Annotated in this window: 17 protein-coding genes and 1 other RNA gene; 3 read left to right on the forward strand and 15 right to left on the reverse strand. The window is 64.7% G+C overall.

Annotation, left to right across the window (positions count from 1 at the left end):
• Nucleotides 1-9: 9 nt before the first annotated feature.
• The 11 genes from J7359_RS04040 to J7359_RS04090 all read right to left on the reverse strand — a co-directional run bounded on the left by J7359_RS04040 (nucleotide 10) and on the right by J7359_RS04090 (nucleotide 12,927).
• Nucleotides 10-1,113 (reverse strand): ABC transporter ATP-binding protein, encoded by a 1,104-nt coding sequence (locus tag J7359_RS04040; RefSeq protein ID WP_209055339.1) that lies wholly within the window; start codon nucleotides 1,111-1,113, stop codon nucleotides 10-12.
• Between the two features lie 17 nt (nucleotides 1,114-1,130).
• Nucleotides 1,131-1,952 (reverse strand): ABC transporter permease, encoded by an 822-nt coding sequence (locus J7359_RS04045; protein ID WP_209055244.1) that lies wholly within the window; start codon nucleotides 1,950-1,952, stop codon nucleotides 1,131-1,133.
• Complete coding sequence (locus tag J7359_RS04050) at nucleotides 1,949-2,821, reverse strand: ABC transporter permease (protein ID WP_209055245.1); 873 nt, start codon at nucleotides 2,819-2,821, stop codon at nucleotides 1,949-1,951. Before J7359_RS04050 ends, J7359_RS04045 begins: the two co-directional genes overlap by 4 nt.
• A gap of 95 nt (nucleotides 2,822-2,916) precedes the next feature.
• Nucleotides 2,917-3,687: a squalene/phytoene synthase family protein gene (locus J7359_RS04055; RefSeq protein WP_209055246.1), complete on the reverse strand. Its 771-nt coding sequence runs from the start codon at nucleotides 3,685-3,687 to the stop codon at nucleotides 2,917-2,919.
• A complete protein-coding gene (gene cysS / locus J7359_RS04060) occupies nucleotides 3,684-5,084 on the reverse strand; it encodes a cysteine--tRNA ligase (RefSeq protein WP_209055247.1) in 1,401 nt (466 codons plus the stop codon). Before cysS ends, J7359_RS04055 begins: the two co-directional genes overlap by 4 nt.
• 30 nt (nucleotides 5,085-5,114) lie before the next feature.
• Nucleotides 5,115-6,338 carry a glycosyltransferase gene (locus J7359_RS04065; RefSeq protein WP_209055248.1) on the reverse strand — a complete coding sequence of 408 codons (1,224 nt, stop codon included), beginning with the start codon at nucleotides 6,336-6,338 and terminating at the stop codon, nucleotides 5,115-5,117.
• Entirely contained in the window at nucleotides 6,335-7,969 is a 1,635-nt protein-coding gene (locus J7359_RS04070) for an ABC transporter ATP-binding protein (protein ID WP_209055340.1), read from the reverse strand. The genes J7359_RS04065 and J7359_RS04070 overlap by 4 nt, the downstream gene beginning before the upstream one ends.
• Before the next feature lie 106 nt (nucleotides 7,970-8,075).
• Nucleotides 8,076-9,179 carry an ABC transporter permease gene (locus J7359_RS04075; protein ID WP_209055249.1) on the reverse strand — a complete coding sequence of 368 codons (1,104 nt, stop codon included), beginning with the start codon at nucleotides 9,177-9,179 and terminating at the stop codon, nucleotides 8,076-8,078.
• Entirely contained in the window at nucleotides 9,179-10,258 is a 1,080-nt protein-coding gene (locus tag J7359_RS04080) for a microcin C ABC transporter permease YejB (protein ID WP_209055250.1), read from the reverse strand. The genes J7359_RS04075 and J7359_RS04080 overlap by 1 nt, the downstream gene beginning before the upstream one ends.
• Before the next feature lie 105 nt (nucleotides 10,259-10,363).
• On the reverse strand, nucleotides 10,364-12,238 hold the full coding sequence (locus J7359_RS04085) for an extracellular solute-binding protein (protein WP_247740164.1): 1,875 nt from the start codon (nucleotides 12,236-12,238) through the stop codon (nucleotides 10,364-10,366).
• Nucleotides 12,239-12,387: 149 nt separating this feature from the next.
• The gene (locus J7359_RS04090; protein ID WP_209055252.1) at nucleotides 12,388-12,927 is read right to left on the reverse strand and encodes a cytochrome c family protein; all 540 of its coding nucleotides are present in this window, start codon (nucleotides 12,925-12,927) and stop codon (nucleotides 12,388-12,390) included.
• A 115-nt stretch (nucleotides 12,928-13,042) separates the two neighbouring features.
• Between J7359_RS04090 and J7359_RS04095 the strand changes: the two genes are divergently transcribed.
• The gene (locus J7359_RS04095; RefSeq protein ID WP_209055253.1) at nucleotides 13,043-13,894 is read left to right on the forward strand and encodes a prephenate dehydratase; all 852 of its coding nucleotides are present in this window, start codon (nucleotides 13,043-13,045) and stop codon (nucleotides 13,892-13,894) included.
• Between the two features lie 45 nt (nucleotides 13,895-13,939).
• Here the strand turns inward: J7359_RS04095 and J7359_RS04100 are convergent, their stop codons facing one another.
• Nucleotides 13,940-14,395 carry an SRPBCC family protein gene (locus J7359_RS04100; protein ID WP_209055254.1) on the reverse strand — a complete coding sequence of 152 codons (456 nt, stop codon included), beginning with the start codon at nucleotides 14,393-14,395 and terminating at the stop codon, nucleotides 13,940-13,942.
• 378 nt (nucleotides 14,396-14,773) lie between these two features.
• Here J7359_RS04100 and J7359_RS04105 point away from each other — a divergent pair, with 378 nt between their 5' ends.
• Together J7359_RS04105 and ffs are read left to right on the forward strand one after the other, a co-directional pair.
• On the forward strand, nucleotides 14,774-16,606 hold the full coding sequence (locus J7359_RS04105) for a bifunctional 2',3'-cyclic-nucleotide 2'-phosphodiesterase/3'-nucleotidase (RefSeq protein WP_247740165.1): 1,833 nt from the start codon (nucleotides 14,774-14,776) through the stop codon (nucleotides 16,604-16,606).
• 54 nt (nucleotides 16,607-16,660) lie between these two features.
• An RNA gene (gene ffs / locus J7359_RS04110) (signal recognition particle sRNA small type) lies at nucleotides 16,661-16,757 on the forward strand.
• A gap of 66 nt (nucleotides 16,758-16,823) precedes the next feature.
• On the opposite strand, the gene J7359_RS04115 is transcribed toward ffs, so the two are convergent.
• The 3 genes from J7359_RS04115 to sulP are packed head-to-tail and all read right to left on the reverse strand — an operon-like array spanning nucleotide 16,824 to nucleotide 21,827.
• Complete coding sequence (locus tag J7359_RS04115) at nucleotides 16,824-18,404, reverse strand: ATP-binding cassette domain-containing protein (protein WP_209055256.1); 1,581 nt, start codon at nucleotides 18,402-18,404, stop codon at nucleotides 16,824-16,826.
• Complete coding sequence (locus J7359_RS04120; protein ID WP_209055257.1) at nucleotides 18,401-20,038, reverse strand: ATP-binding cassette domain-containing protein; 1,638 nt, start codon at nucleotides 20,036-20,038, stop codon at nucleotides 18,401-18,403. The genes J7359_RS04115 and J7359_RS04120 overlap by 4 nt, the downstream gene beginning before the upstream one ends.
• Before the next feature lie 31 nt (nucleotides 20,039-20,069).
• On the reverse strand, nucleotides 20,070-21,827 hold the full coding sequence (gene sulP / locus J7359_RS04125; protein ID WP_209055258.1) for a sulfate permease: 1,758 nt from the start codon (nucleotides 21,825-21,827) through the stop codon (nucleotides 20,070-20,072).
• Between the last annotated feature and the right edge of the window lie 27 nt (nucleotides 21,828-21,854).

A 21,854-nucleotide genomic window follows, 5' to 3' on the forward strand; every position in this document is an offset into this window, starting at 1 on the left:
TGTCGGGCCTCAGCGGAACAGAACCAGCGATCCGGGTGACCATGCCAGGCGCGTGCGGGTTCCGACATCCTGCACATCACGGCCAAAGACGTTGCGCATCGAGATCCGGACGGGGCGCGGGTTGCCATCAAGTCGCGCTGATCCGTCCAATCGCAGATCGTAATACGTCATGTCGCCGTAATACACGACCTCGTCGATGGTCGCCGCGGTTTCCCTGGCCTGGTTGTGGGACTGCCCCGGACCGATCAGGGTCATCGTCTCGGGACGGAACCCGACCATTACGCCTTCGTCGTCCGGGTTCGCGCGGCTGACCTGGCGGGCGGGCAGATCGACCTCGCCCAGCCCGGCCACCTCGACCCGGAAGCCGCCGTCCGGCAAGTCGTTCAGGATGCGCGCGGGCAGAAAGTTCATGACGCCGATGAAATCCGCGACCCGCCGGTTCGCGGGCCGGGCATACAGCGCCTCGGGCCCGTCCAGCTGCGCGATCTCGCCCTCGAACATCACGGCGATGCGGTCGGACATGACCAGCGCTTCTTCCTGATCATGGGTGACCAGAACGAAGGTGATGCCGACCTGACGCTGCAGCTTGATCAGCTCGACCTGCATCTGCTCGCGCATCTTGCGATCCAGCGCGGATAACGGTTCGTCCAGCAGCAGGACCTTGGGCTTCAGGATCAGCGCGCGGGCCAGTGCCACCCGCTGACGCTGGCCGCCCGACAGCGCATGTGCCGCGCGCGCCCCATAGCCCTTGAGGCCGACCATCCCCAGCGCCTCTTCGACCAGTTTCGCCTTCTCGTCCTTGCCGCGCGGATCGCGGCGCAGGCCGAATGCCACATTCTCGGCCACCGTCAGATGCGGAAAGATCGCATAGGACTGAAACACCATGTTTGTCGGCCGCTTGTTCGCGGGCACGTCCTCCATCCGGTTTCCGTCGATCAGCACCGCACCAGACGAGATATCCTCAAACCCGGCGATCACGCGCAGCAGCGTGGTCTTGCCGCAGCCCGACGGCCCCAGAAGCGAAAAGAACTCACCCGCCCGGATGGTCAGGTCGATGCCCCGCAGCGCGTGGTAGTCGCCATAGTATTTCTGCACCGCCTGACATTCGATCATGGCCTTGGGGTCGTCGCTCACAGAAAGCCTCCGGTGTCCTTGCCGCCGATCTTCGCGATGCCGCGGCGACGGAAATACTCGCCGGCCGCCAGAAGGACGATCGACAACGCGACCAGCACCGTTCCCAGCGCCATGATCGTCGGGATCTGCTTGGGGAAACGAAGCTGGCTGAAGATATAGGTGGGCAGCGTGGGTTCGTTGCCCGACAGGAAGAACGCGATGATGAATTCATCAAGGCTGATCGTGAACGAGATCAGCAGAGACGAAATGATCCCCGGCATGACCAGTGGCAGGGTGACCAGCCGGAACGCACCCCATTTCGTTTCGCCCAGGTCATAGGCCGCCTCTTCCAGCGACTTGTCGAGGGTTGAAAACGCTGTGGACAGGATCGCGATCCCGTAGGGCATGCAGATCAGCGTATGGCCGATGATGACCGTCAGGATCGACAGGTTGACCCCCACGCCCAGAAGCACCACCAGCAGCGACATTGCCACGATGATCTCGGGCAGGACCATCGGCACCATGATCAGCCCCATGATGCCGCCCTTTCCCGGAAATTCGAACCTGGTCGAGGCGCGGGCGGCGAAAATCCCAAGGCAGGTCGCCAGAATCGCCGAGGACACCGCGATGGTCAGCGAATTGGCCAGCGCCCTGCGCAGCGTCGCGTTTTCCCACATCTGAGTGAACCAGCCAGTGGTGAAGCCCTGAAGCGGAAAGGCAATGATCGTGCCCGAATTGAACGCGAAGATCGGCAACAGCGCGATCGGCGCATAAAGAAACAGCAGATACATGATCGTGTAGATCCGCAGACCGCTGCCATCGAACGCTCCGGGTCTCATTGACGCACCTTCAGGAAACGACGGTTCACGAACAGGAACACCACGCTGACCGCCGCCACGATCAGCATCGCCGTCACCGCCAGCGCCGATCCCAGCGGCCTGTTGTCCAGCGCCAGCATCTGCACCTGAATGAGGTTGGCGATCATCGGGATCTTGCCGCCGCCGATCACCTCGGGCGTCACATAGTCGCCGATGGTCGGAATGAACACGATCAGGGTCGCCGCGATCACCCCCGGCATCGCCAGCGGCAAGGTGACCCGCCAGAACGTCATCAACCGGCTTTCGCCAAGGTCACGCCCGGCCTCGAGCAACGAACGATCGATCTTTTCCAGCGCGACGAAGATCGGCAGGATCGCGAAGGGCGCATAGGCATGGGCCAGCGTCAGGACCATCGCGTTCACATTGTAGAGGATGAAGGTCAGCGGCTCGTCGATGATCCCAAGGCCGGTCAGCGACGAGTTGATGACGCCGTTATATCCCAGGATCACCTTCCACAGAAACACCCGGATCAGATAACTGGTCCAGAACGGTATGGTGATCAGGAACAGCCACATGGACTTGCGTTCCGGGCGGACCACGAAGCTGACATAGTACGCCACCGGAAACGCCAGAACGACCGTCACCAGCGTCACCAGCCCCGACACGAACAGCGATCGCAGCATCACCGTTCGCACGATGGGATCGGTGAAGACCTGCGTATAGTTCGCCCAGGTGAACTCTCGGATCACCTCGAGATAGCCGTCCTTCAGGAAGCTGTAGCTGAGGATCGTCAGGACCGGCGCGGCCAGCACCAGCAGGGCATAAAGAAACGGCGGCGCAATCAGGGTCAGCCCCTGCTTCGCCTCCGCATCCAAACCGCGTCTTGCCATGTCTGCTTCCCTGTCGGCCCGAGGTTCCGGCGGGCTCTTTTCTCAATTCCTTCCACAGCGAACGCGCGATGAAAAGAGAAAAGTCGTCTGCGCGTCTATCGCCACCAACGCCCGCTGAGGGCCAGGCGCGCCAGCGACGCACGGCGCTGAAACGGAGAGATCTCGGGCGTTTCGACAAAGCAGTCGATATTGCCGCGCAGTATCTCGATCAGAAAACGCGGCACGCGGGGGCCGGGATACAGCGCGGCGGCAGCGGATCCGGGCACTGCGCGGCGTCCGCGGGCGGCACGGCGCAGCGATTCCCGTGCGATCTCGGTCAATCGCCGCACGTCCTCGGCACGCGCGCCGTCCAGGCCCAAGCCCAGCTTCTGCAGTCGCGGCAGCGCGCGCAGCCACGCGGCCAGCCCGGCCCCAAGCGCGTGATCGGCCACCACGCCGCGGGCCGCGGTGGGGGCACCCAAACGATGTGCGGCCAGCCACATCAACGCCCCGGCGGTCGAATCGACATAGGCAACGACAGCCTCGGTGCTGGCCAGTGGCTCGCGCGCGCAATCGCGCCGCCGTGCCTCGGCCAGCGGCAGCAGCTCACCCGCACCCTCGGCCCATGCCTCCCAAAGCGGGGTCAGCACATCGTGCAAGGGCGGCGGGGTGCCGCGCCCCATCTCGGCCAGACGGTCGGCCCACCATTGCAACCGCATCTCGGCCAGCATCGGTTCGGCCGACTGGAACGGCGCGCGGGCGATTTCAAGATTCAGTGCATACAGCGTGACCAGCGCCGGGCGGTGTTCGGGGGCCGCGACCAGCACCGCGCCGAAGCGGTCGGGATCCTGCTGCCGCAGGATCTCGGTGCAGGCCTCAAGCGTCACGCGCCCACCACGCGTGCCAGTTCGGCCAGCCGCGCAGCATCATAGCCGGGCGACAGGGACCATTCGGCGCCGCCCGCGGTATCCTTGACCTCGACACCGGCAGCCTTGAAGCCATCGCGGATCGCGTCTGCCCGGCCGAAGTCACGCTGCTTGCGGGCCTCTGCCCGCGCGGCCAGCAACGCCTCGATCAGCGCCGCCGCGTCGTCACCCGCTTCGGCCCAGGCGCCCATCTCAGGCAGCAACAGTCCCATCATCTGCGCCGATGCAAGGAACAGCGGCAGATCGCCCTGCCCCGCAAGCTCGTGCAACGCCGCGATCGCGCCCGCGGTGTTCAGGTCGTCGGCAAGTGCGGCGATGACGGCGGGCGCCGGGCTCGGGGCGGGTTCGATGCCCGCCACGAGACCATGCCACCGCCGAAGCACCGCTTCGGCCTCGGCCGCCTTGGATTCGGTCCAGTCCATCGGCTTGCGGTAATGCGTGGAAAGCATCACGAAACGGATCACCTCGCCGGGGACGCCGCCGCCCTCGCTGTCTTTGCGGTCCAGCAGATCGCGGACGGTGAAGAAATTGCCCAGGGACTTGGACATTTTCTTGCCCTCGACCTGCAGCATCTCGTTGTGCAGCCAGAAACGCGCGAAATCCGCGTCGGGATGCGCGCAGCAGCTTTGCGCGACCTCGTTCTCGTGATGGGGAAATTGCAGGTCGATGCCGCCGCCATGGATGTCGAAGGACGGCCCCAGCAGCGCCGCCGCCATCGCCGAGCATTCGATATGCCAGCCGGGCCGCCCATGGCCCCAGGGGCTGTCCCATCCGGGCTGACCCGCGTCCGAGGGCTTCCACAGCACGAAATCCATCGGATCGCGCTTGAAGGGCGCGACCTCGACCCGTGCGCCCGCGATCATGTCATCGACCGAGCGACCCGAAAGACGGCCATATTCCGCGAACGACCGCACGTCGAACAGCACATGACCTTCCGCCGCATAGGCGTGGCGGCTGGCGATCAGCTGTTCGATCATGGCGATCATCTGCGCGATATAGTCGGTCGCGCGCGGCTCGTGGTCGGGGCGTTCGGCACCAAGGGCGTCCATGTCGGCATGATACCAGCCGATGGTCTCCTCGGTGATCTCGCGGATCGTCCGGCCGGTCGCTGCCGCCCTGGCATTGATCTTGTCGTCCACATCGGTGAAGTTGCGCACATAGGTCACATGACCGGCGCCATAGACATGCCGCAGCAGCCGGACCAGAACGTCGAAGACCAGCACCGGCCGCGCATTGCCCAGATGCGCGCGGTCATAGACGGTGGGGCCGCACAGATACAGCCGGACATTGCGGGGATCCAGCGGCGCGAACGCCTCTTTCTTGCGTGTGCGGGTATTCGTCAGCCGGATCTCGACCATCTTTGCGCCTCGTCTGCCAGAGCGCGGTTTCTAGCGCATCGGATCGAAGCTTTCCACCCATTCGATCTGACGCGGCAGGCTGTGGCGATGCAGGTCATAGCCGTCAAGAATGGTCTGGCGGGCGGCCTCCCGCAGGCGTTCGGCCTGGGGGTCGCCCTGCAATCCCCGGATCAGCGCGTCCGACAACGCCGGCACGTCGAAGAATGGCACCAGTCTTCCGTTCTGGCCGTCCTTGATCAGTTCCCGCACCGGTGCCGTGTCGGACGCCACCACATAGCCGCCTGCCGCCAACGCCTCGGTCAGTGACCAGGACAGAACGAACGGATAGGTCAGATAGCAATGGACCCGCGCAAGCTGGATCAACGCCAGATAGTCCGGATAGCGCAGCCGGCCCACGAAATGTACCCGGTCCAGATCCAGCCGGTCGCCCAACTCGGCCAGCATCACATCCTTCCAGCTTTTTGCGTTGCGCGGCAGGCCGCCATAGCTGGCCCCGTCGCCGCCGACCAGCACCACCTGCGCCTCGGGGCGCGCGGCCAGCACCTGCGGCAGCGCACGCATGAAGATGTGAAAGCCGCGATAGGGTTCTAGCGACCGTGACACGAAGCTGATCACCTCGTCGCCCGCGTCCAGACGCTGCCCGCCCGGCAGTTCCAGCCACGCGTTCGGAACGGGTTTCACGCGCGACGTGTCGATTCCGTCGTGAATGACGGTGATCTTTCCGCGCAATTCGGGTGGGAAACTGTCGGCCTGATAGACGGTGGGCGCGATCGCCGCATCCGCCTGCACGATCCCCTGGATCAGATGGGCCGAGCGCGCGACGGTCATGAAACGACCCTCGTCGCTGTCCGGGTGAATCTCGGGATCGAAACCGACATCATGGCCGCGCGTGCGATACATCAATTCGGCATAGACCAGCAGCCGCGCGTCAGGCCAGATCTCGCGCAGGAACAGCGTCTCGCCCCAGCCGGTATGGCCGATGATCAGGTCGGGGGTGAACCCATGCCGGTCGCGCAGCGCACGCGCACCGCGCGCCGCCAGCAAGCCACGCTCGGCATGGTTGGAATAGCTGCGCCCCAGCACGCCGTTGGTCTGGACAGGCTCGGGCGCCTTGTAGCGGACCGTCTTCACCGGCCCGGTGCGTTCGTTCTTTTCATCGGTCAGCGCAAGAACCTCGTGACCGCGCTTGGCAAGCGCGGGCGCAAGATGGGGGAACTGACCGGGAAAGTTCTGGTGGACGAACAGGATTTTCATGAACGATCCGCAAAGGCTGCCTTCAGAAGGGTCCGAGTATAGTCGCTTTGGGGATCATCGAATATCCGCGCCGCATCGCCCTGTTCGACAACCTCGCCCGCGCGCATCACCATGATCTGGTGCGACATCGCGCGCACCACCCGCAGATCGTGGCTGATGAACAGGAAGGCCAGTCCGTATTTCCGCTGCAAGCCGCGCAGAAGCTGGACGATCTGAACCTGAACCGTCATGTCCAGCGCGCTGGTGGGCTCATCCAGAACCACCACCTTGGGACGCAGGATCATGGCGCGGGCGATCGCGATCCGCTGACGCTGGCCGCCGCTGAATTCATGCGGATAGCGGTGCATGGTTTCGGGACGCAGTCCGACCTCTGCCATGATCTCGGCGACCAGCTTGCGCCGATCGCTGGTCTTGTCGATGCCATGGACGCCCAACCCCTCGGCGATGATCTGTTCCACCGTCATGCGCGGAGACAGGCTGCCATACGGGTCCTGGAACACGATCTGCATGTCGCGGCGCAGCCTGCGCAGCTGCTTGCCGTTCCAGCCCGCGATGTCCTGCCCCATGAACAGGATCGGGCCATCGCTTTCGATCAGCCGCATGATCGCCAGTGCCAGCGTGGTCTTGCCCGACCCGGATTCGCCCACGATCCCCAGCGTTTCACCCGCCCGCACGCTGAGCGTCGCCCCGTTGACCGCCTTCACATGACCGATGGTCCGGCGCAGCAGGCCGCGCTGGATCGGAAACCAGACTTTCAGATCATCGGTCGTGACCATCGTTTCGGCGTCCATGGGAACCGGATCGGCAACGCCGGTCGGCTCGGCCGCCAGCAGTTTGCGGGTATAATCGTGCCGGGGATCGGAAAAGATCGCCTCGACCGGGCCCTGTTCGACGATCTCGCCATCCTTCATCACGCAGACCCGGTCCGCGATACGGCGCACGATGCCCAGATCGTGGCTGATGAACAGCATCGACAGATCCTCGGCCTGTTTCAGTTCTGCCAGCAGATCAAGGATCTGCGCCTGAATCGTCACGTCCAGCGCGGTGGTCGGTTCGTCCGCGATCAGCAGGTCCGGCCCGTTGGCCAGCGCCATCGCAATCATCACGCGCTGGCGCTGCCCGCCCGACAACTGGTGAGGATAGTCGGCCAGCCGGGTTTCGGGGTCGCGGATTCCCACACGGGTCAGCAACTCGACGATCCGGGTCCGCGCCTTCGCCCCGGTCAGCCCCTGGTGCAACGCAAGACTTTCCGAAAGCTGCTTTTCCAGCGTGTGCAGCGGGTTCAACGAGGTCATCGGTTCCTGAAAGATGAAACTGATATCGTTACCGCGAATGTCGCGCAGGACGCGGTCTGGCGCGCCGATCATCTCGCGTCCCTCATACTGGACGGAGCCTTCGACCAGTGCCGATTCGCCCAGAAGCCGCACGGTGGACAGCGCCGTGACCGACTTGCCCGACCCGGATTCGCCCACCAAAGCCACCGTCTCGCCCCTGCCGATGTGAAAGCTGACGCCTTTCACGGCGGGAATGATCTGGCCTTCCTGCGCAAAGCTGATCCGCAGATCGCGCACCGCCAGCACCGCGTCCGAAGGCGGCGCGGGAACGGCGCGGCCGTGCTCGTCGCCCGGCATGCCGCGCGAGGGCGCGTTATCCTCGGCCACCGCCGCCGCGCTGGCGATGCCGGGGCGGGTCGGGTGCAGTTCTGCCTCGTCGTCGCGCGCGGTCATTTGCCCAGGCTCATTTGAAGGTCTTTCGGGGGTCGAAGGCATCGCGCACGCCTTCGAAGATGAAGACCAGCAGCGACAGCATGATGGCAAAGGTGAAGAACGCGGTGAACGCCAGCCACGGCGCCTGCAGGTTCTGCTTGGCCTGCAGGGCCAGTTCCCCCAGCGAGGGCGCCGAGGCCGGCAGGCCGTAGCCCAGATAATCCAGCGCCGCCAGCCCGCTGATCGTGCCGGTCACGACAAAGGGCAGCATGGTCAGCGTGGCGACCATCGCGTTGGGCAGGATGTGGCGGAACATGATCGTCCGGTCACCGACCCCCAACGCGCGGGCCGCCCGAACATATTCGAAGTTGCGCGCCCGCAGGAACTCCGCCCGCACCACGCCGACCAGTGCCGGCCAGCCGAACAGGATCGTCACGAAGACCAGCAACCAGAAACTTCGGCCCAGGATCGCGAACAGGATGATGATGACGTAAAGACCCGGCGTCGAGGCCCATATCTCCAGCAGGCGCTGGAACACCAGATCGGTGCGGCCGCCGAAATATCCCTGGATCGCCCCCGCCGCGATACCGATGGTCGAGGCGATCACGGTCACGATCAGCGTGAACAGGATCGAGATCCGAAACCCGTAGATCACGCGGGCCAGAACGTCGCGCGCAGTGTCATCGGTGCCCAGCCAATGGGTGCCGTCCGGCGGGCTGGGGGCGGTGCCGACATTGTTGATCGTCTTGTAGTGGAAGGGGATCGGCGGCCAGATCATCCAGCCCTGTTCATCCTTGGGGACATCGCTGCTGCCGGACCTGACCGCCGCGCTCAGGCTGTCGGGTTCGTCCCAGCATTCCTGCCGCCCGCCGGTGACGATCAGGCACTGCACGGCCTCGTCGCGATAAATCGCCTCGGTCCCGAAATCGCCGCCGAAGGCGGTTTCGGGATAGAACTTATAGGCCGGGAAGAACAGCTCTCCGCGATAGCTGACGACGACGGGTTTGTCGTTTGCCACAACCTCGGCCAGCATCGCGACCACGAACAGGACGCTGAAGATCACCAACGACCAGAAGGCCCGGCCATTGCGACGAAAGCTGCGCCAACGGCGGCGGTTCAGTTCCGACATCGCCATCAGCCGGCCCTCGATTCAAAGTCGATGCGCGGATCGACAAAGACATACATCATGTCCGACAGGATGCCGACGATCAGGCTCATCAGGCCGAAGACATAAAGCGTGCCGAAGATCACCGGATAGTCGCGCTGGACCGCGGCCTCGAATCCCAGTCGGCCAAGCCCGTCCAGCGAGAAGATCGTCTCGATCAGGATGCTTGCGCCGAAGAACACGCCCAGGAACATCGCCGGAAAACCCGCGATCACGATCAGCATCGCGTTGCGGAAGACATGGCCGTAAAGCACGCGCCCCTCGGTCAGACCCTTGGCACGGGCGGTGATGACATATTGCTTGTTGATCTCGTCCAGAAAGCTGTTCTTGGTCAGCAGGGTCAGCGTCGCAAAGCTGGAAATCGTCGAGGCGACGACCGGCAGGGTCGCGTGCCAGGCGTAGTCCTTGATCTGGCCCCAGGTGGACAGATCGGCGAAATTGTCGCTGGTCAGGCCGCGAAGCGGAAAGATCCGCCAGAAACTGCCACCCGCGAACAGCACCATCAGCAGCACAGCGAACAGGAAGGCCGGGATCGCATAACCCATGATGATCACGCCCGAGGTCCAGGTATCGAAGCGGCTGCCATCCTTCACTGCCTTGCGGATCCCCAGCGGGATCGAGATCAGATAGGCCAGCAGCGTGGACCAAAGCCCCAGCGTGATCGACACCGGCATCTTCTCGATCACCAGGTCGATGACGCTGATCGACCGGAACCAGCTGGTGCCGAAATCGAAGCGCATATAGTTCCACAACATGTTCAGAAACCGTTCGACCGGGGGTTTGTCGAAGCCGAATTCCTTTTCCAACTGCGCGATGAATTCCGGCGGCAGGCCGCGGGCGCCTTCGTACTGACCTTCGGTCGCGCCGGTATCGCCGCCACTGCCCCCGCCCGAGATGTTGCGGAACACGTCACCCTCGCCCTGAACCTGCGCGGCGATCTGTTCGATCGGACCGCCGGGGACGAATTGCGTCAGCGTGAAATTTATCAGCATGATGCCGATCAGCGTGGGGATGATCAGCAACAGCCGCCGCAGGATATAGGCACCCATCCGCCTGTCCTTCTGCCCGCCCCTTGGGTCAATGCGGGCCTTTGCGGCCCTGTTCGATCGTCACGCCTTTTCGGCAATCCGCCGCAGGAAATCAAGCGCCGGTTGTTACCGGATCGCGCCCTGTCTGCGAAGCTCCGCGGCCTTGTCGGAATCGGCCCACCAGAAATCCAGAACGCCCAACTCATAGGGGGGCATATTTTCCGGGTGACGATACATGTCGTAATAGGCCAGCGTGTAATCGGCCTTGTACCATTGCGGCACCCAGAATCGCAGGCTGCGCAACGCACGATCCAGCGCGTGGATGGCCGTGACGTTGGCGTCCTTGTCCTCGACCGTCTGGCCATATTCCATCAAGGCATCGATGGCCGGGTTGGCCAATCCCATCGGATTGAACACATCGCCCACATTGTCCGATCCGAAGACCTGATCGGTGCCCCCGCCGATCGCATAGGATTGGCCCAGATTGTCTTCGACGATGTCGAAATTCTTTGCCCTGATGCGCTGCTCCATCTCTGCATTGTCGACGCGCTGGTTGACCGCGTCGATGCCGACCGCGCGAAGGTTCTGCACGAACGGGTTGATGATGCGGTCATTTCCCACATCGTCGTTCAGGAACTCGACGCGCAAGGTCTGACCCTGCGAATTGCGGCGCAGCGGGTCGCTGCCATTCGTCGTCCACCCCGCCTCATCCAGAAGCTGCGCGGCGCGACGCATGTTGCGCCGGTCCAGCTGACGATCTCCGGACGTCGCCTGAAGCACGGCGTCGTCGGTCAGGATACCCTCGGGCAGGTCCTCGGCAAGTGGCTTCAACAGCTCAAGCTCGGCCGCGGATGGCGCCCCCTCGGCCTTGAATTCGCTGTTGTCCCAGAAGGAATTCACCCGCGTCTCGAGACCATAGAGCAGCGTCTGATTGGTCCATTCGAAATTGAACATCAGCTCGATCGCCTCGCGCACGCGAATGTCCTGAAACTTCTCGCGCCGCAGGTTGAACACCCAGGCCTTGCCATTCGCGATGGTGCCGTCGGCCAGCGTTTCGCGCAGCACGGCGCCATTCTCGACGGCCGGGAAGTTGTACCGCGTCGCCCAGTGCAGCGAGGAGGTTTCGTTGCGGAACGTGTATTCGCCCGCCTTGAACGCCTCGAACGCGGCATCGAAATCACCGAACATCTCATAGCGGATGCGGTCGAAATTGTGACGCCCCCGATTGATCGGCAGGTCCTTGCCCCAGTAATCGGGATCGCGCCGGACGACCATGTTGCGCCCCATGTCGGCGCGGTCGAACAAGTATGGGCCGGACCCGATGAACGGGGTGTCGCTGCTTTGTTCAAGGTCGCGTTCGTTGTCCAGAAAGTCCTTGCGTGAAAAGACGATCTGATACCCCATTTGCGAAATCACGTCGCGCCGCGGATAGTCTTCGGTGAAGGTGAACTTGATGCGATGATCGTCCAGCACCTCGGCCTTGGCGACCATCTGCTGCATGGCCGTGCGGAAAGAGGACAGCCCCTTATCGCGCAGCGTCTCGAACGAGAACAGCACGTCATGCGCGGTCAGCGGGGTGCCGTCCGAAAAATGCGCCTCGGGCCGCAGGTTGAAGATCACCCAGTCCTTGCTTTCGGGATACTCGATCGTCTCGCACAGCAGGCAGTAATCGACGCCCAGTTCGTCGGCCGGGCTTTCCATCAGCCGTTCCAGCTGGATCACCGAAAGGCCGATGGCGCGGCCCCGGAATGTGAACGGGTTGTAGCTGTCAAAGCCTCCGACCGCCGCAAAAGAGATCTCTCCGCCCTTCGGCGCCTGCGGGTTCACATAGCGGAAATGATCGAAATTGGCTGGCAGTTCGGGTTCGCCGAACAGGGCGATGGCATGGGTCTTGATGATCTTCTCGCCACCGGCCTCGTCGGTCCCCGCAGTCTCTTGCGCCAGCGCGGGCACGGTTGCCGCGGCAAGGGACAGGGCAAGGGTCAGGGCAAGATGGCGCATCGGCAGACTCCGGCGTGAAAACATGTCGGCACACGCTAGGCCAGCGCGATGCGGCGGATCAAGCCGCGTTTTCGTGAACCACGCGCGACAACCCCAAACAGGAAAGGCGCGGCTTTCACCGCGCCTTGGCCGTCCCCGTTGCCCCGGGCTTACTGCTGGGACTGAAGATAGGCGATCAGGTCGGCCCGATCCTCGGGCTTTTTCAGACCGGCAAAGGACATCTTGGTTCCCGGGACGTCGGACTTGGGGTTGGTCAGGAATTCCTGCAGCGCCTCGGGCGTCCATTCGGGCGCTTCGTCGGCATGGGCGACCATCGCGTCGGAATAGGCAAATCCGCCGATCGAGGCGACGGGACGGCCGACGACGCCGTTCAGATGCGGGCCGACGCCATCGGACCCGTCAAGCTTGTGGCAGGCCTTGCACTTGCCGAACCCCTTTTCGCCTGCGGCAGGATCGGCAGCTTCCATCAGCGCAGCAAAGTCGATCTGTTCTTCTGCCTCGGCCTCTCCGCCGTCGCCGCTGTCCTCGACCGGGATCGAATAGGCTTGCGCATGTTCTTCGTCTTCGCCGCCATGGCCGGCGGACCCGACATGATACAGGCCGCTGGCCGCCCAGTTGGCCAGCATCAGAAACAGCAGCGCCCCGATCAGCGCGCCGGCGGCCTTGGTCACGGTCATGGTGTTGAACATCGCGGCGATCCCCGTCTGGTAAGCTCGTCAATTCGCCCGGTATCTATCCGCTTTCGCTTTCCGGGATCAAGGTATAGTTACCCTGCGGACAGTCAAATTTCGGACAATACGACCCATGACGACCAACCGCATCGCATTTCAGGGCGAACCCGGTGCCTATAGTCACGAAGCCTGCCGCACGGCCCGCCCCCTGATGGAGGCCCTGCCCTGCCGGACATTCGAGGACGTGATCGAGGCGGTGCGCGCGGGCGAGGCGGATCTGGCGATGCTGCCTGTCGAAAACTCGACCTATGGGCGCGTGGCCGACATCCATCACCTGCTGCCTGAATCCGGGCTGCACATCATCGACGAAGCCTTCGTGCGGGTTCATATCAGCCTGCTTGCTGTGCCGGGCACCCGTCTGGAACAGGTCCGCGAGGCCATGAGCCACACCGTCCTTCTGGGACAATGCCGGGGATTCATGCGTCAGCACGGCATCCATGCGATCACCGGTGCCGACACCGCCGGATCGGCCAAGGACGTCGCGGCGCGCGGCAATCCCGCCCTGGCCGCACTTGCCGCACCGCTGGCCGGCGAAATCTACGGTCTGGACCGCTTGGCCGACCGGATCGAGGATCGCCAGAACAACACGACCCGATTTCTGATCATGGCGCGCGAGGCGGATCTGTCGCGGCGCGGCGAACAGATGCTGACCAGCTTCGTGTTCCGCGTCCGCAACATTCCGGCGGCGCTTTACAAGGCAATGGGCGGGTTCGCCACCAACGGCGTCAACATGACCAAGCTGGAAAGCTATATGGTGGACGGTGTCTTCACAGCGACGCAGTTCTACGCCGATATCGAGGGTCATCCCGACGATCCCGCCGTTGCCCGCGCACTGGAAGAACTGGGTTATTTCACGTCGATGCTGAATGTCCTCGGCGTCTATCCGGCAGATCCGCTGCGCGAAACCCAGCGCAACGGCGGTTGAATCCGAACATCGGACCCTGACGGCACGCCTGCGCCGCGCCATTTCTTATGCTGCTTGCTGCAGATCCGAAATGAACTCTGCGATGCGGCGATCGAACTTGCGGTCAAGCTGCGGTTTGGCAAGTTTTGCCGTCTGCAGCATCAGCCGTGCCTTCATGTTGCGCGGACGGATCTCGGTTTCGAAGATCAGACGTGACCGTGTTCGGCTAAGGGCGATCACGGTCACGTCAATGGTGATATCCAGCGCGTCGGACATTCCCGCCATCGACAGCCGCTCGGGGCGGTCGTGGCGCGTCACGTCAAGCCGCAGGTTCCGAGGCCGGCCACGCCAGTCGAAGCCGATCTGCCAGCCCATGCCGGTGCCCGGCTCTTGTGCAGGATCGATGCGGGTGACCTTGGCACCGCGACCGATCAACATCCTTTCGATCCGACCGAAATCGCCGATCGCATCGAAAAGTTCGTCCGCCGTACAATCGGCGTCGTGACGCGTGGAAAATTTCATCACAAACAATCCGTTGGCAATACTGCCGCAAACCCGACCATGGGCAACCCAAGCGCGCTCATAGTCCAAACACGGTGTACTGTTCAACCAAGTCGTCAACATTGCCGGAACTCACTCTTTACACAACTGGACCATGTCAGAAAAACCCCGGGCTGAAATCCTGTTCTTTTGGTCAATTTGTTCGGAACACGATTCAAGATCGAGTAAATTAATCAGTTCAATCAAGGGTTGAGAAGATTCCGGCCCCGCCCTAAGGTCATGCCGCAGGCGCCTTGATGGCCGTTCACGAACGCCCCGCGCCGATGGAGAAACGGGATGCCGGACGGCACAGGCGAGACGACAGGACACGGATCATCGGCGGGTCAAGAACTTGACACCATGGTCACGCTGCGCCTGCTTGCGACCACCGACATGCACATGCATGTGCTGCCCTATGACTACCTTGCCGATCGTCCCTGCGACCGCGGTGGCCTGGCCCGCACCGCATCGCTGATCGCGAGGCTCCGGGCCGAGGTTCCGAACTGCCTGCTGCTGGATAACGGCGATTTCCTGCAAGGCACGCCGATCGGCGATATCGCCGCAGATGCGCTTGGGTCGGTCTTCCGCCGGGTGCATCCCGCCATCGCCGCGATGAATGCCATGGGCTATGATGCCGCCGCCTTGGGAAACCACGACTTCAGCTTCGGCTTGCCGTTTCTGCGAATGGTGACAGGGCAGGCGAATTTTCCGTTCCTGGCTGCGAATCTGCGTCTGCGGCATGGTCAGGACTTTCCCGGTCACGTGATGCTGCGCCGAAGCGTCAAGGACTGGCATGGGCGCGATCACGCGCTGTCGATCGGCGTGGTCGGGTTTCTGCCCCCCCAGACACCGGAATGGGACAGCGACCTCTCCGACCAGATGCATTGCGAGGATATCCTTGAGGCCGCGCGGCGCGTTGTTCCGCTGATCCGTGCAGCGGGCGCCGATATCGTGGTGGCGCTGGCACATTGTGGCATCGGGACGATCTCGCCCGTCCGTGGCAGCGACCATGCCGCCGCCGCGCTTGCGGCATTGCCGGGCATTGACGCGGTCATCGCCGGACACACGCATGAGGTGTTCCCCGGACCGGACATCGCCACCGCACCGGGGGTCGACCCGGTTGCAGGTCTTCTGGCGGGAAAACCGGCGGTCATGGCAGGTTTCGGCGGCTCGCATCTGGGTGTGATCGACCTGCATCTGAGGCCCGAACCCAAGGGCGGGTGGCGGATCGCAGCCGCGCGCAGCCGGGCCGACCCGGTGCATCCGTCCCTGCCGACCGCTGCATCCGTTGCCCGGCCCGCGATACAGGCCCATCGCGAAACACTGCGCCGCCTGCGCCGCAGGGTCGGGCGCAGCGCCACGCCGCTGAACAGTTTTTTCGCGTTGATCGGCGACGATCCGGGATTGCGGCTTGTCAACATGGCGCAGCGATGGCACGTGCGGCAACGCCTGCGCGGGACGGAATGGGACGGCTTGCCGGTGCTCTCCGCCTCGGCGCCGTTCCGCGCCGGCGGGCGCGGCGGTCCCGGTTTCTACACCGACGTGCCCCCCGGAAGGCTGAGCCTTCGCAACCTCGCCGATCTGTATGTTTTCCCCAACCGGATCTGCGCCATTGGCCTCGGCGGTGCGCAGCTTGCCGACTGGCTTGAACGTTCGGCCAGCATGTTCCGGCAGGTCGAACCCGGCGCGACCGACGCCACGCTGATCGACCCCGGTTTCCCAAGTTACAATTTCGATGTGGTGGATGGGGTCACCTGGCAGATCGACCTGTCCCGGCCTGCGCGGTTCGCGCCCGATGGCCGTCTGGCCGATCCCGACGCGCGCCGCGTTCGCGATCTGCGCTGGCGGGGTTTCACGGTCACCGCCGAGGATCGTTTCGTGCTGGCGACGAACTCCTATCGGCTGGCAAGTTGCGGTCTTTACAGCCCGCTGGTGTCCGGCAACGATATCGCCCTGAAGGACGGAGGGCTGACCCGCGACATCCTGCGACACTATGTCCGGCGGCGGCGCCACCTGTCCATCGACACGTCGCCGCATTGGTGCTTTGCGCCGATGCCGCAAACCTCGGTCCTGTTCGAGACCGGTCCCGCCGGGTTGCGCTTCCTGCCCGATGTGCAGGCACGCCGTGGCGCCCGGATCGAACATGTCGGCACCGCGCCCGATGGCTTTGCGCAGTTGCGGATGTTCCTGTAATCGATGTCGGCGCAGGGGTTGCATCGCCTGCGCCGCTTGACTATCTGTCGCCGCGAGAGGTTGGCGCGGGCAAGCGCCTCGCCAACCCGGTCAGGTCCGGAAGGAAGCAGCCGCAACGAGCCCCGCTTGGGTCGCTGTCCAGCCTCTCACCCAGTCTTTCCCAGATCATTCTGTTCTGATCCCCTCGGCTTGTGTCGCGGTCGCGGGATCCTGCGGCTTACAACACCACGATCCGTGTGGCCGGGATCAGGTCATGGTCGCGATGGGCGGCGATCAGAATGGCGGCTTGCGGCAGCCATTCGCGGATCCCGCGCATCATCGCGGCGGCGGTCGGTGCATCCAGCCCTTCCGTCGGCTCGTCCAGAAGCAGGATGTCGGGGCGGCGGATCAATGTGCGTGCCAGCGCCAGGCGGCGGCTCTGACCTCCGGACAGGCCGGCACCACCCTCGCCCAGGCGGGTATCCAGCGGTAGATCCAGCGCGCACGCGGCCAGCACATTGCGCATCGGGCCATCATCGGCATCGGGGCTGGCCAGCTTCAGCGTGTCGCGAACGGTGCCCGCGATCAACGCCGGCCTCTGCGTCAGATAGCCGACCAGACCGCCCGCACGGACCCTGCCCGACATTGCTGGGACCAGGCCCGCGACGGTATTCAGGACAGCCGTTTTTCCGCGTCCGCTTGGACCGGTCAGCGCAACCGTCTCGCCTGGCAGAATGGTCAGATCCAGATCCGCAACCACCGGCTGAAGTCCCGGCAACGGGGCGACGGAAAGCCCGCACAGCTGCAGCCCCGGTGCAGTTTCGGACGCAGCGATTTGGACCGTGGGGGGCGTTTCCAACGCTGCGGCGACCCGCCCCGCGGCGTCGCGCATGCGTCCCAGTTCGGCCGCGCCGCGTTGCAGTGCGGCGGTCAGTTCCGCCATCGCAAGCGTGGCCAGAACCGCAAGCGCCGCCTGAGCCGGTCCGATCCGACCGTCCAGCACATGTTGTCCGGCCAGGACCAAAGTCCCGGACAGGGCCACGGCAGCCACCGCCTGCAACATCGCCGCCGCGCGCCATTCGACGCGAGATTGCTGCAGCGCGTCGCGACGCGCCGCGCGGTCCTGGTCCAGCAAGGTGTTACGGGAATCAAGCAGCCTGCCGGCCACCACCAGTTGCGCGCGTCCACGCAGATGTGCGATCACGCCGGCCCTCAGGGCCTGCTGCCGCGTTTCGGCGCGCGACGCTGGTACGAAGGCCGCGCGGCCAGCCAGAACCAGAACGACGACGCCGCCAAGCACGGTCACCCCCACCGCCCACAGTGCCACGACGGGCGCGACCAGATACCACAGCCCAATCAGCGTCGCGATCGACGCGATCAGGCCCGCCAGCGCCGGAAAGATCAGCCGGATCGCCAGCCCGTCCAGCGCGTCGATATCGGCCGTCAGCCGGTTCAGCGCGCCGCCTGCGCGCAGGCGGGACAAAGTCGCGAAATCGGCAGCGGAAACGCCTGCCAGCAACCGGACCCGCAGGCTTGCCAGCGCCTTCAGCGTGGCATCATGGGTCAGCAGACGTTCGCCATAGCGGGCGGCGGTCCGCGCGATGGCCAGAAATCGCACCCCGGCCGAGGGGCGAAAGACGTCGAACACGGTGCCCAACCCGGCAAGACCGGCAATCCCCGCCGCGACAATGAACCATCCCGACAGCGCCAGAAGCCCAATCCCGAACAGCGAAACCACCACCGTCAACGCCAATCCGCGACGCATCGCCGCGCCGCGATCGCGCCAGATCAGGCGCAGGATATGCCAAAGAGACCTCATGGCCCGACCTCGATCTGGCGAGGAAGGGCCGCGATCAGGCGCGGATCGTGGGTGGCGGCGATCAGCGTCGCGCCGCGGCGATGCAGGCCCAGCAACCCCTCGATCACCTCGGCCGCGGTCTGGTCGTCCAGATCGGCCGTCGGCTCGTCCGCCAGAATTACCGCCGGCCGGCGCAGAGCGGCGCGCGCGATGATCAACCGCCGCGCCTCGCCCCCCGATACACCCGCGCCTTCCTCGCCCAGTCGCGTCTGCAATCCGTCCGGCAATCGCGCGACCACCGCCGATGCGCGCGCAAGCTGGATGGCGGCGGCAATTTCCGTGTCGCTTGCGTCGGGCGCCAGATTCTCGCGCAGCGTTGCATCCAGAAAATGGATCTTCTGAGGGATCAGCGCCAGCCCGGCGCGCCATGCGTCGGCCGTCTTGTCATCCAGAACCGCGCCGCCGATCCGCACCGCCCCGCCCGACGGGATCAGCCCGGCCAATGCCAACAGCAGGCTGGACTTGCCGCCCCCCGACACGCCGGTCAGCGCCACCGCCTCGCCCGGCGCCATATCCAGATCCGGCATGTCCCTGCCCCGCAGCACCAGGCCGCGCACGGCGATCGGGCCGCCGCGCGCCGGGGCCGAACCGCCCTGCCCGATGATCTGTGGGTCCCCGGTTGCCTGATCGGCCAGCAGATCGCGCGCGACCGACTGCGCCGCCACCCGGTCATGCCAGGCGGCCGCCATGTCGCGCAACGGCTGGAAGAACGCCGGTGCCATCAGCAGCAGAAAGATCCCCTCGCCGATGGTGATGGCTTCGCCCCATGTGCCAAAGCCAAGCTGTCCCAGCAGCGAAAAGCCCACGAAGACCGCCATCATCGCCACACCAAGCGCGGCGAACAATTCCAGCACCGCGCTGGACAGGAACGCGATCCGCAGCACCTCAAGCGTGCGGCGACGAAGGTGATCGGCGCGGTGTTCGAAATCCGCCAGCATCCTGTCGCGCGCGTCCAGCAGACGAATGTCGATCAGTGCCGCAAGCCTGTCGATAAGCATCGCGTTGAGGCCTGCGATCTCATCCATCTGGCGGGCGGATGCGTCCCGCGCGGCCAGTCCGATCAGCGCCATGAAGATCGGGATCAACGGACCGCTGATCGCAAGGATCAACCCGGCCGCCCACGACACGGCGAAGCTGATCCCAAGGATCAGCAGCGGGACGACCGCGACGCGCGCCTGGGCTGGATGCCAGCGCAGAAGATATGGGCGCAGCATCGCCAGCTTGTCCACGATCAGCGCGGCGGTGGCGGCGGAAGACGGGGCCGAAGCCTCGGGCGCGCGCCGGTCCGCGCGCCTCAGGCAGTCGAGGCGGGCAGAGCCGATGACCGCGTCCGCGGCAGCCTCGGATTGTGCCGCGCCGAACACTGCCAACCCCGCGCGCGCAAGGCCCAGCCCGGCGACGCCAAGACCCATCCATGTCAACGGCAGCGGCTGTCCGGTGGCCAGCCCGGCCAGACCCCATGCCAGCAACGCCGCCTGCGGCAGCCACAGCGTCTCGGCCACCACCGCAGCAACCGCAGACCGGTTCAGACGGCGGCGCTGCGGCGCTGTCAGCGCCGAAAGCCGATGGGCGATTTCGGTGTTCGTTGGGGCCATGGACCCTGTGTTGCCCCGCGCATCCGGCGCGTCAATGCGCCGCTGCGTCGCGGACACCCGGCGCGCCGCCCTTGCAGACCGATGGCGTCAGCGCCTCGACCGCATCCCATTGCGACAGGAACACCTGCCCGGTCAGGTGGTCCAGCAGGTGGCTGCGCCGCAGCCGGTCCATCACCGGGCCCTTCACCTCGGACAAATGCAGCTGCACATCCATGTCGCGCAGACGCTCGTTCAGCGCCTCCAGCGTTTCCAGGGCGGACAGATCAACCGCGTTCACCGCCGGAAACATCAGCACCACGTTCCGGATCGCCGTATCCCCCGTGACCCGATCCAGCACCTTGTCCTCGAGATAGCGCGCATTGGCGAAATACAGGCTTTCATCGACGCGCATCGTCAGCAGTGCGGGATCGGTATGCACGTCATGGCGGCGGATATTCCGGAAATGCTGGGTTCCGGGGACCAGGCCGACCTCGGCGATATGCGGTCGCGAGGTGTGATAGAGATGCAGCAGGATCGACAGAATGACGCCCGCCGACACGCCGGTTTCCACGCCGAAGATCAGGGTCAGCAGAATCGTTCCCGCCACCGCGGCGAAATCGGCGCGGCTATAGGCCCAAGCGTGGCGCAGGATGCCGAAATCCACCAGCGACAGCACCGCCACGATGATGGTCGCGGCCAGCGTCGCGTTCGGCAGGTAATAGACCAGCGGCGTCAGGGCGACCGCGGCAATGGCCAGACCAAGCGCGGTAAACGCACCTGCCGCGGGTGTTTCGGCACCGGCATCGAAGTTCACGACCGAACGCGCGAACCCGCCCGTCACCGGGTAGCCGCCGGTGAATCCCGCGCCGATATTGGCCATCCCAAGGCCGATCAACTCCTGGTCCGGGTTGATGCGCTGACGTCTCTTGGCCGCCAGTGTCTGGGCGACGCTGATCGATTCGACGAACCCGATGATCGATATCAGGATCGCCGGCACCACCAGTTGGCGCAGCAGTTCGGGCGACAGATCCGGCATGGTCAGAGGCGGAAGGCTTTGCGGCACGCTGCCGACGATGCTGACGCCATACCCGTCCAGCCCAAGCACCCAGACCGCCAGCGTCGTGACGACGACGGCAGCAACCGGCCCCGCACGCGTGGCGATGGTCGCCACGCCGTCCGACAGCCCGGCCCTTCTCAGCGCCGGTTTCAGCCCCTTTCGAACCCAGAACAGGAATGCCGTCGCGGCCACCCCGATGACCAGGGTGATCAGGTTCGTCTGCCCCAGATTCTCGATCAGCGAGGCGATCATTTCGGGCAGGTTGTCCCCGGACGCCTTCACCCCGAGGATATGTTTCAACTGGCTGGTCGCGATCAGGATGCCCGATGCGGTGATGAACCCTGCGATAACGGGATGGGACAGGAAATTGGCGATGAACCCCAACCGGAACAACCCCAGCGCCAGCAGGAAAAGCCCCGACAGCAATGCCAGCGTCAGTGCGGCAGCGGCATAGCCTGCCGTGCCGCTTTGCGCGATCTGGCCGACCGCCGCAGCCGTCATCAACGACACGACCGCCACCGGTCCGACCGCCAGGGCCCGCGAGGTTCCGAAGATCGCATACAGGATGATCGGCAGGATCGACGCATAGATCCCGGCCTCGGGCGGCAACCCCGCCAGCATCGCATAGGCCAGCGATTGCGGAATCAGCATGATCGTGACGATCACCGCCGCGATCAGGTCGTTCTGCAACGCACCGCGATCATACTGCCGACCCCAGTCCAGGATCGGCAGAAAGCGGGCCAGTCGTTTCATCTTGGTCCCTTTCGTCTGGAACGCCTG

The sequence above is a fragment of the Paracoccus sp. R12_2 genome, assembly GCF_017744015.1.
Lineage (GTDB): Bacteria > Pseudomonadota > Alphaproteobacteria > Rhodobacterales > Rhodobacteraceae > Paracoccus.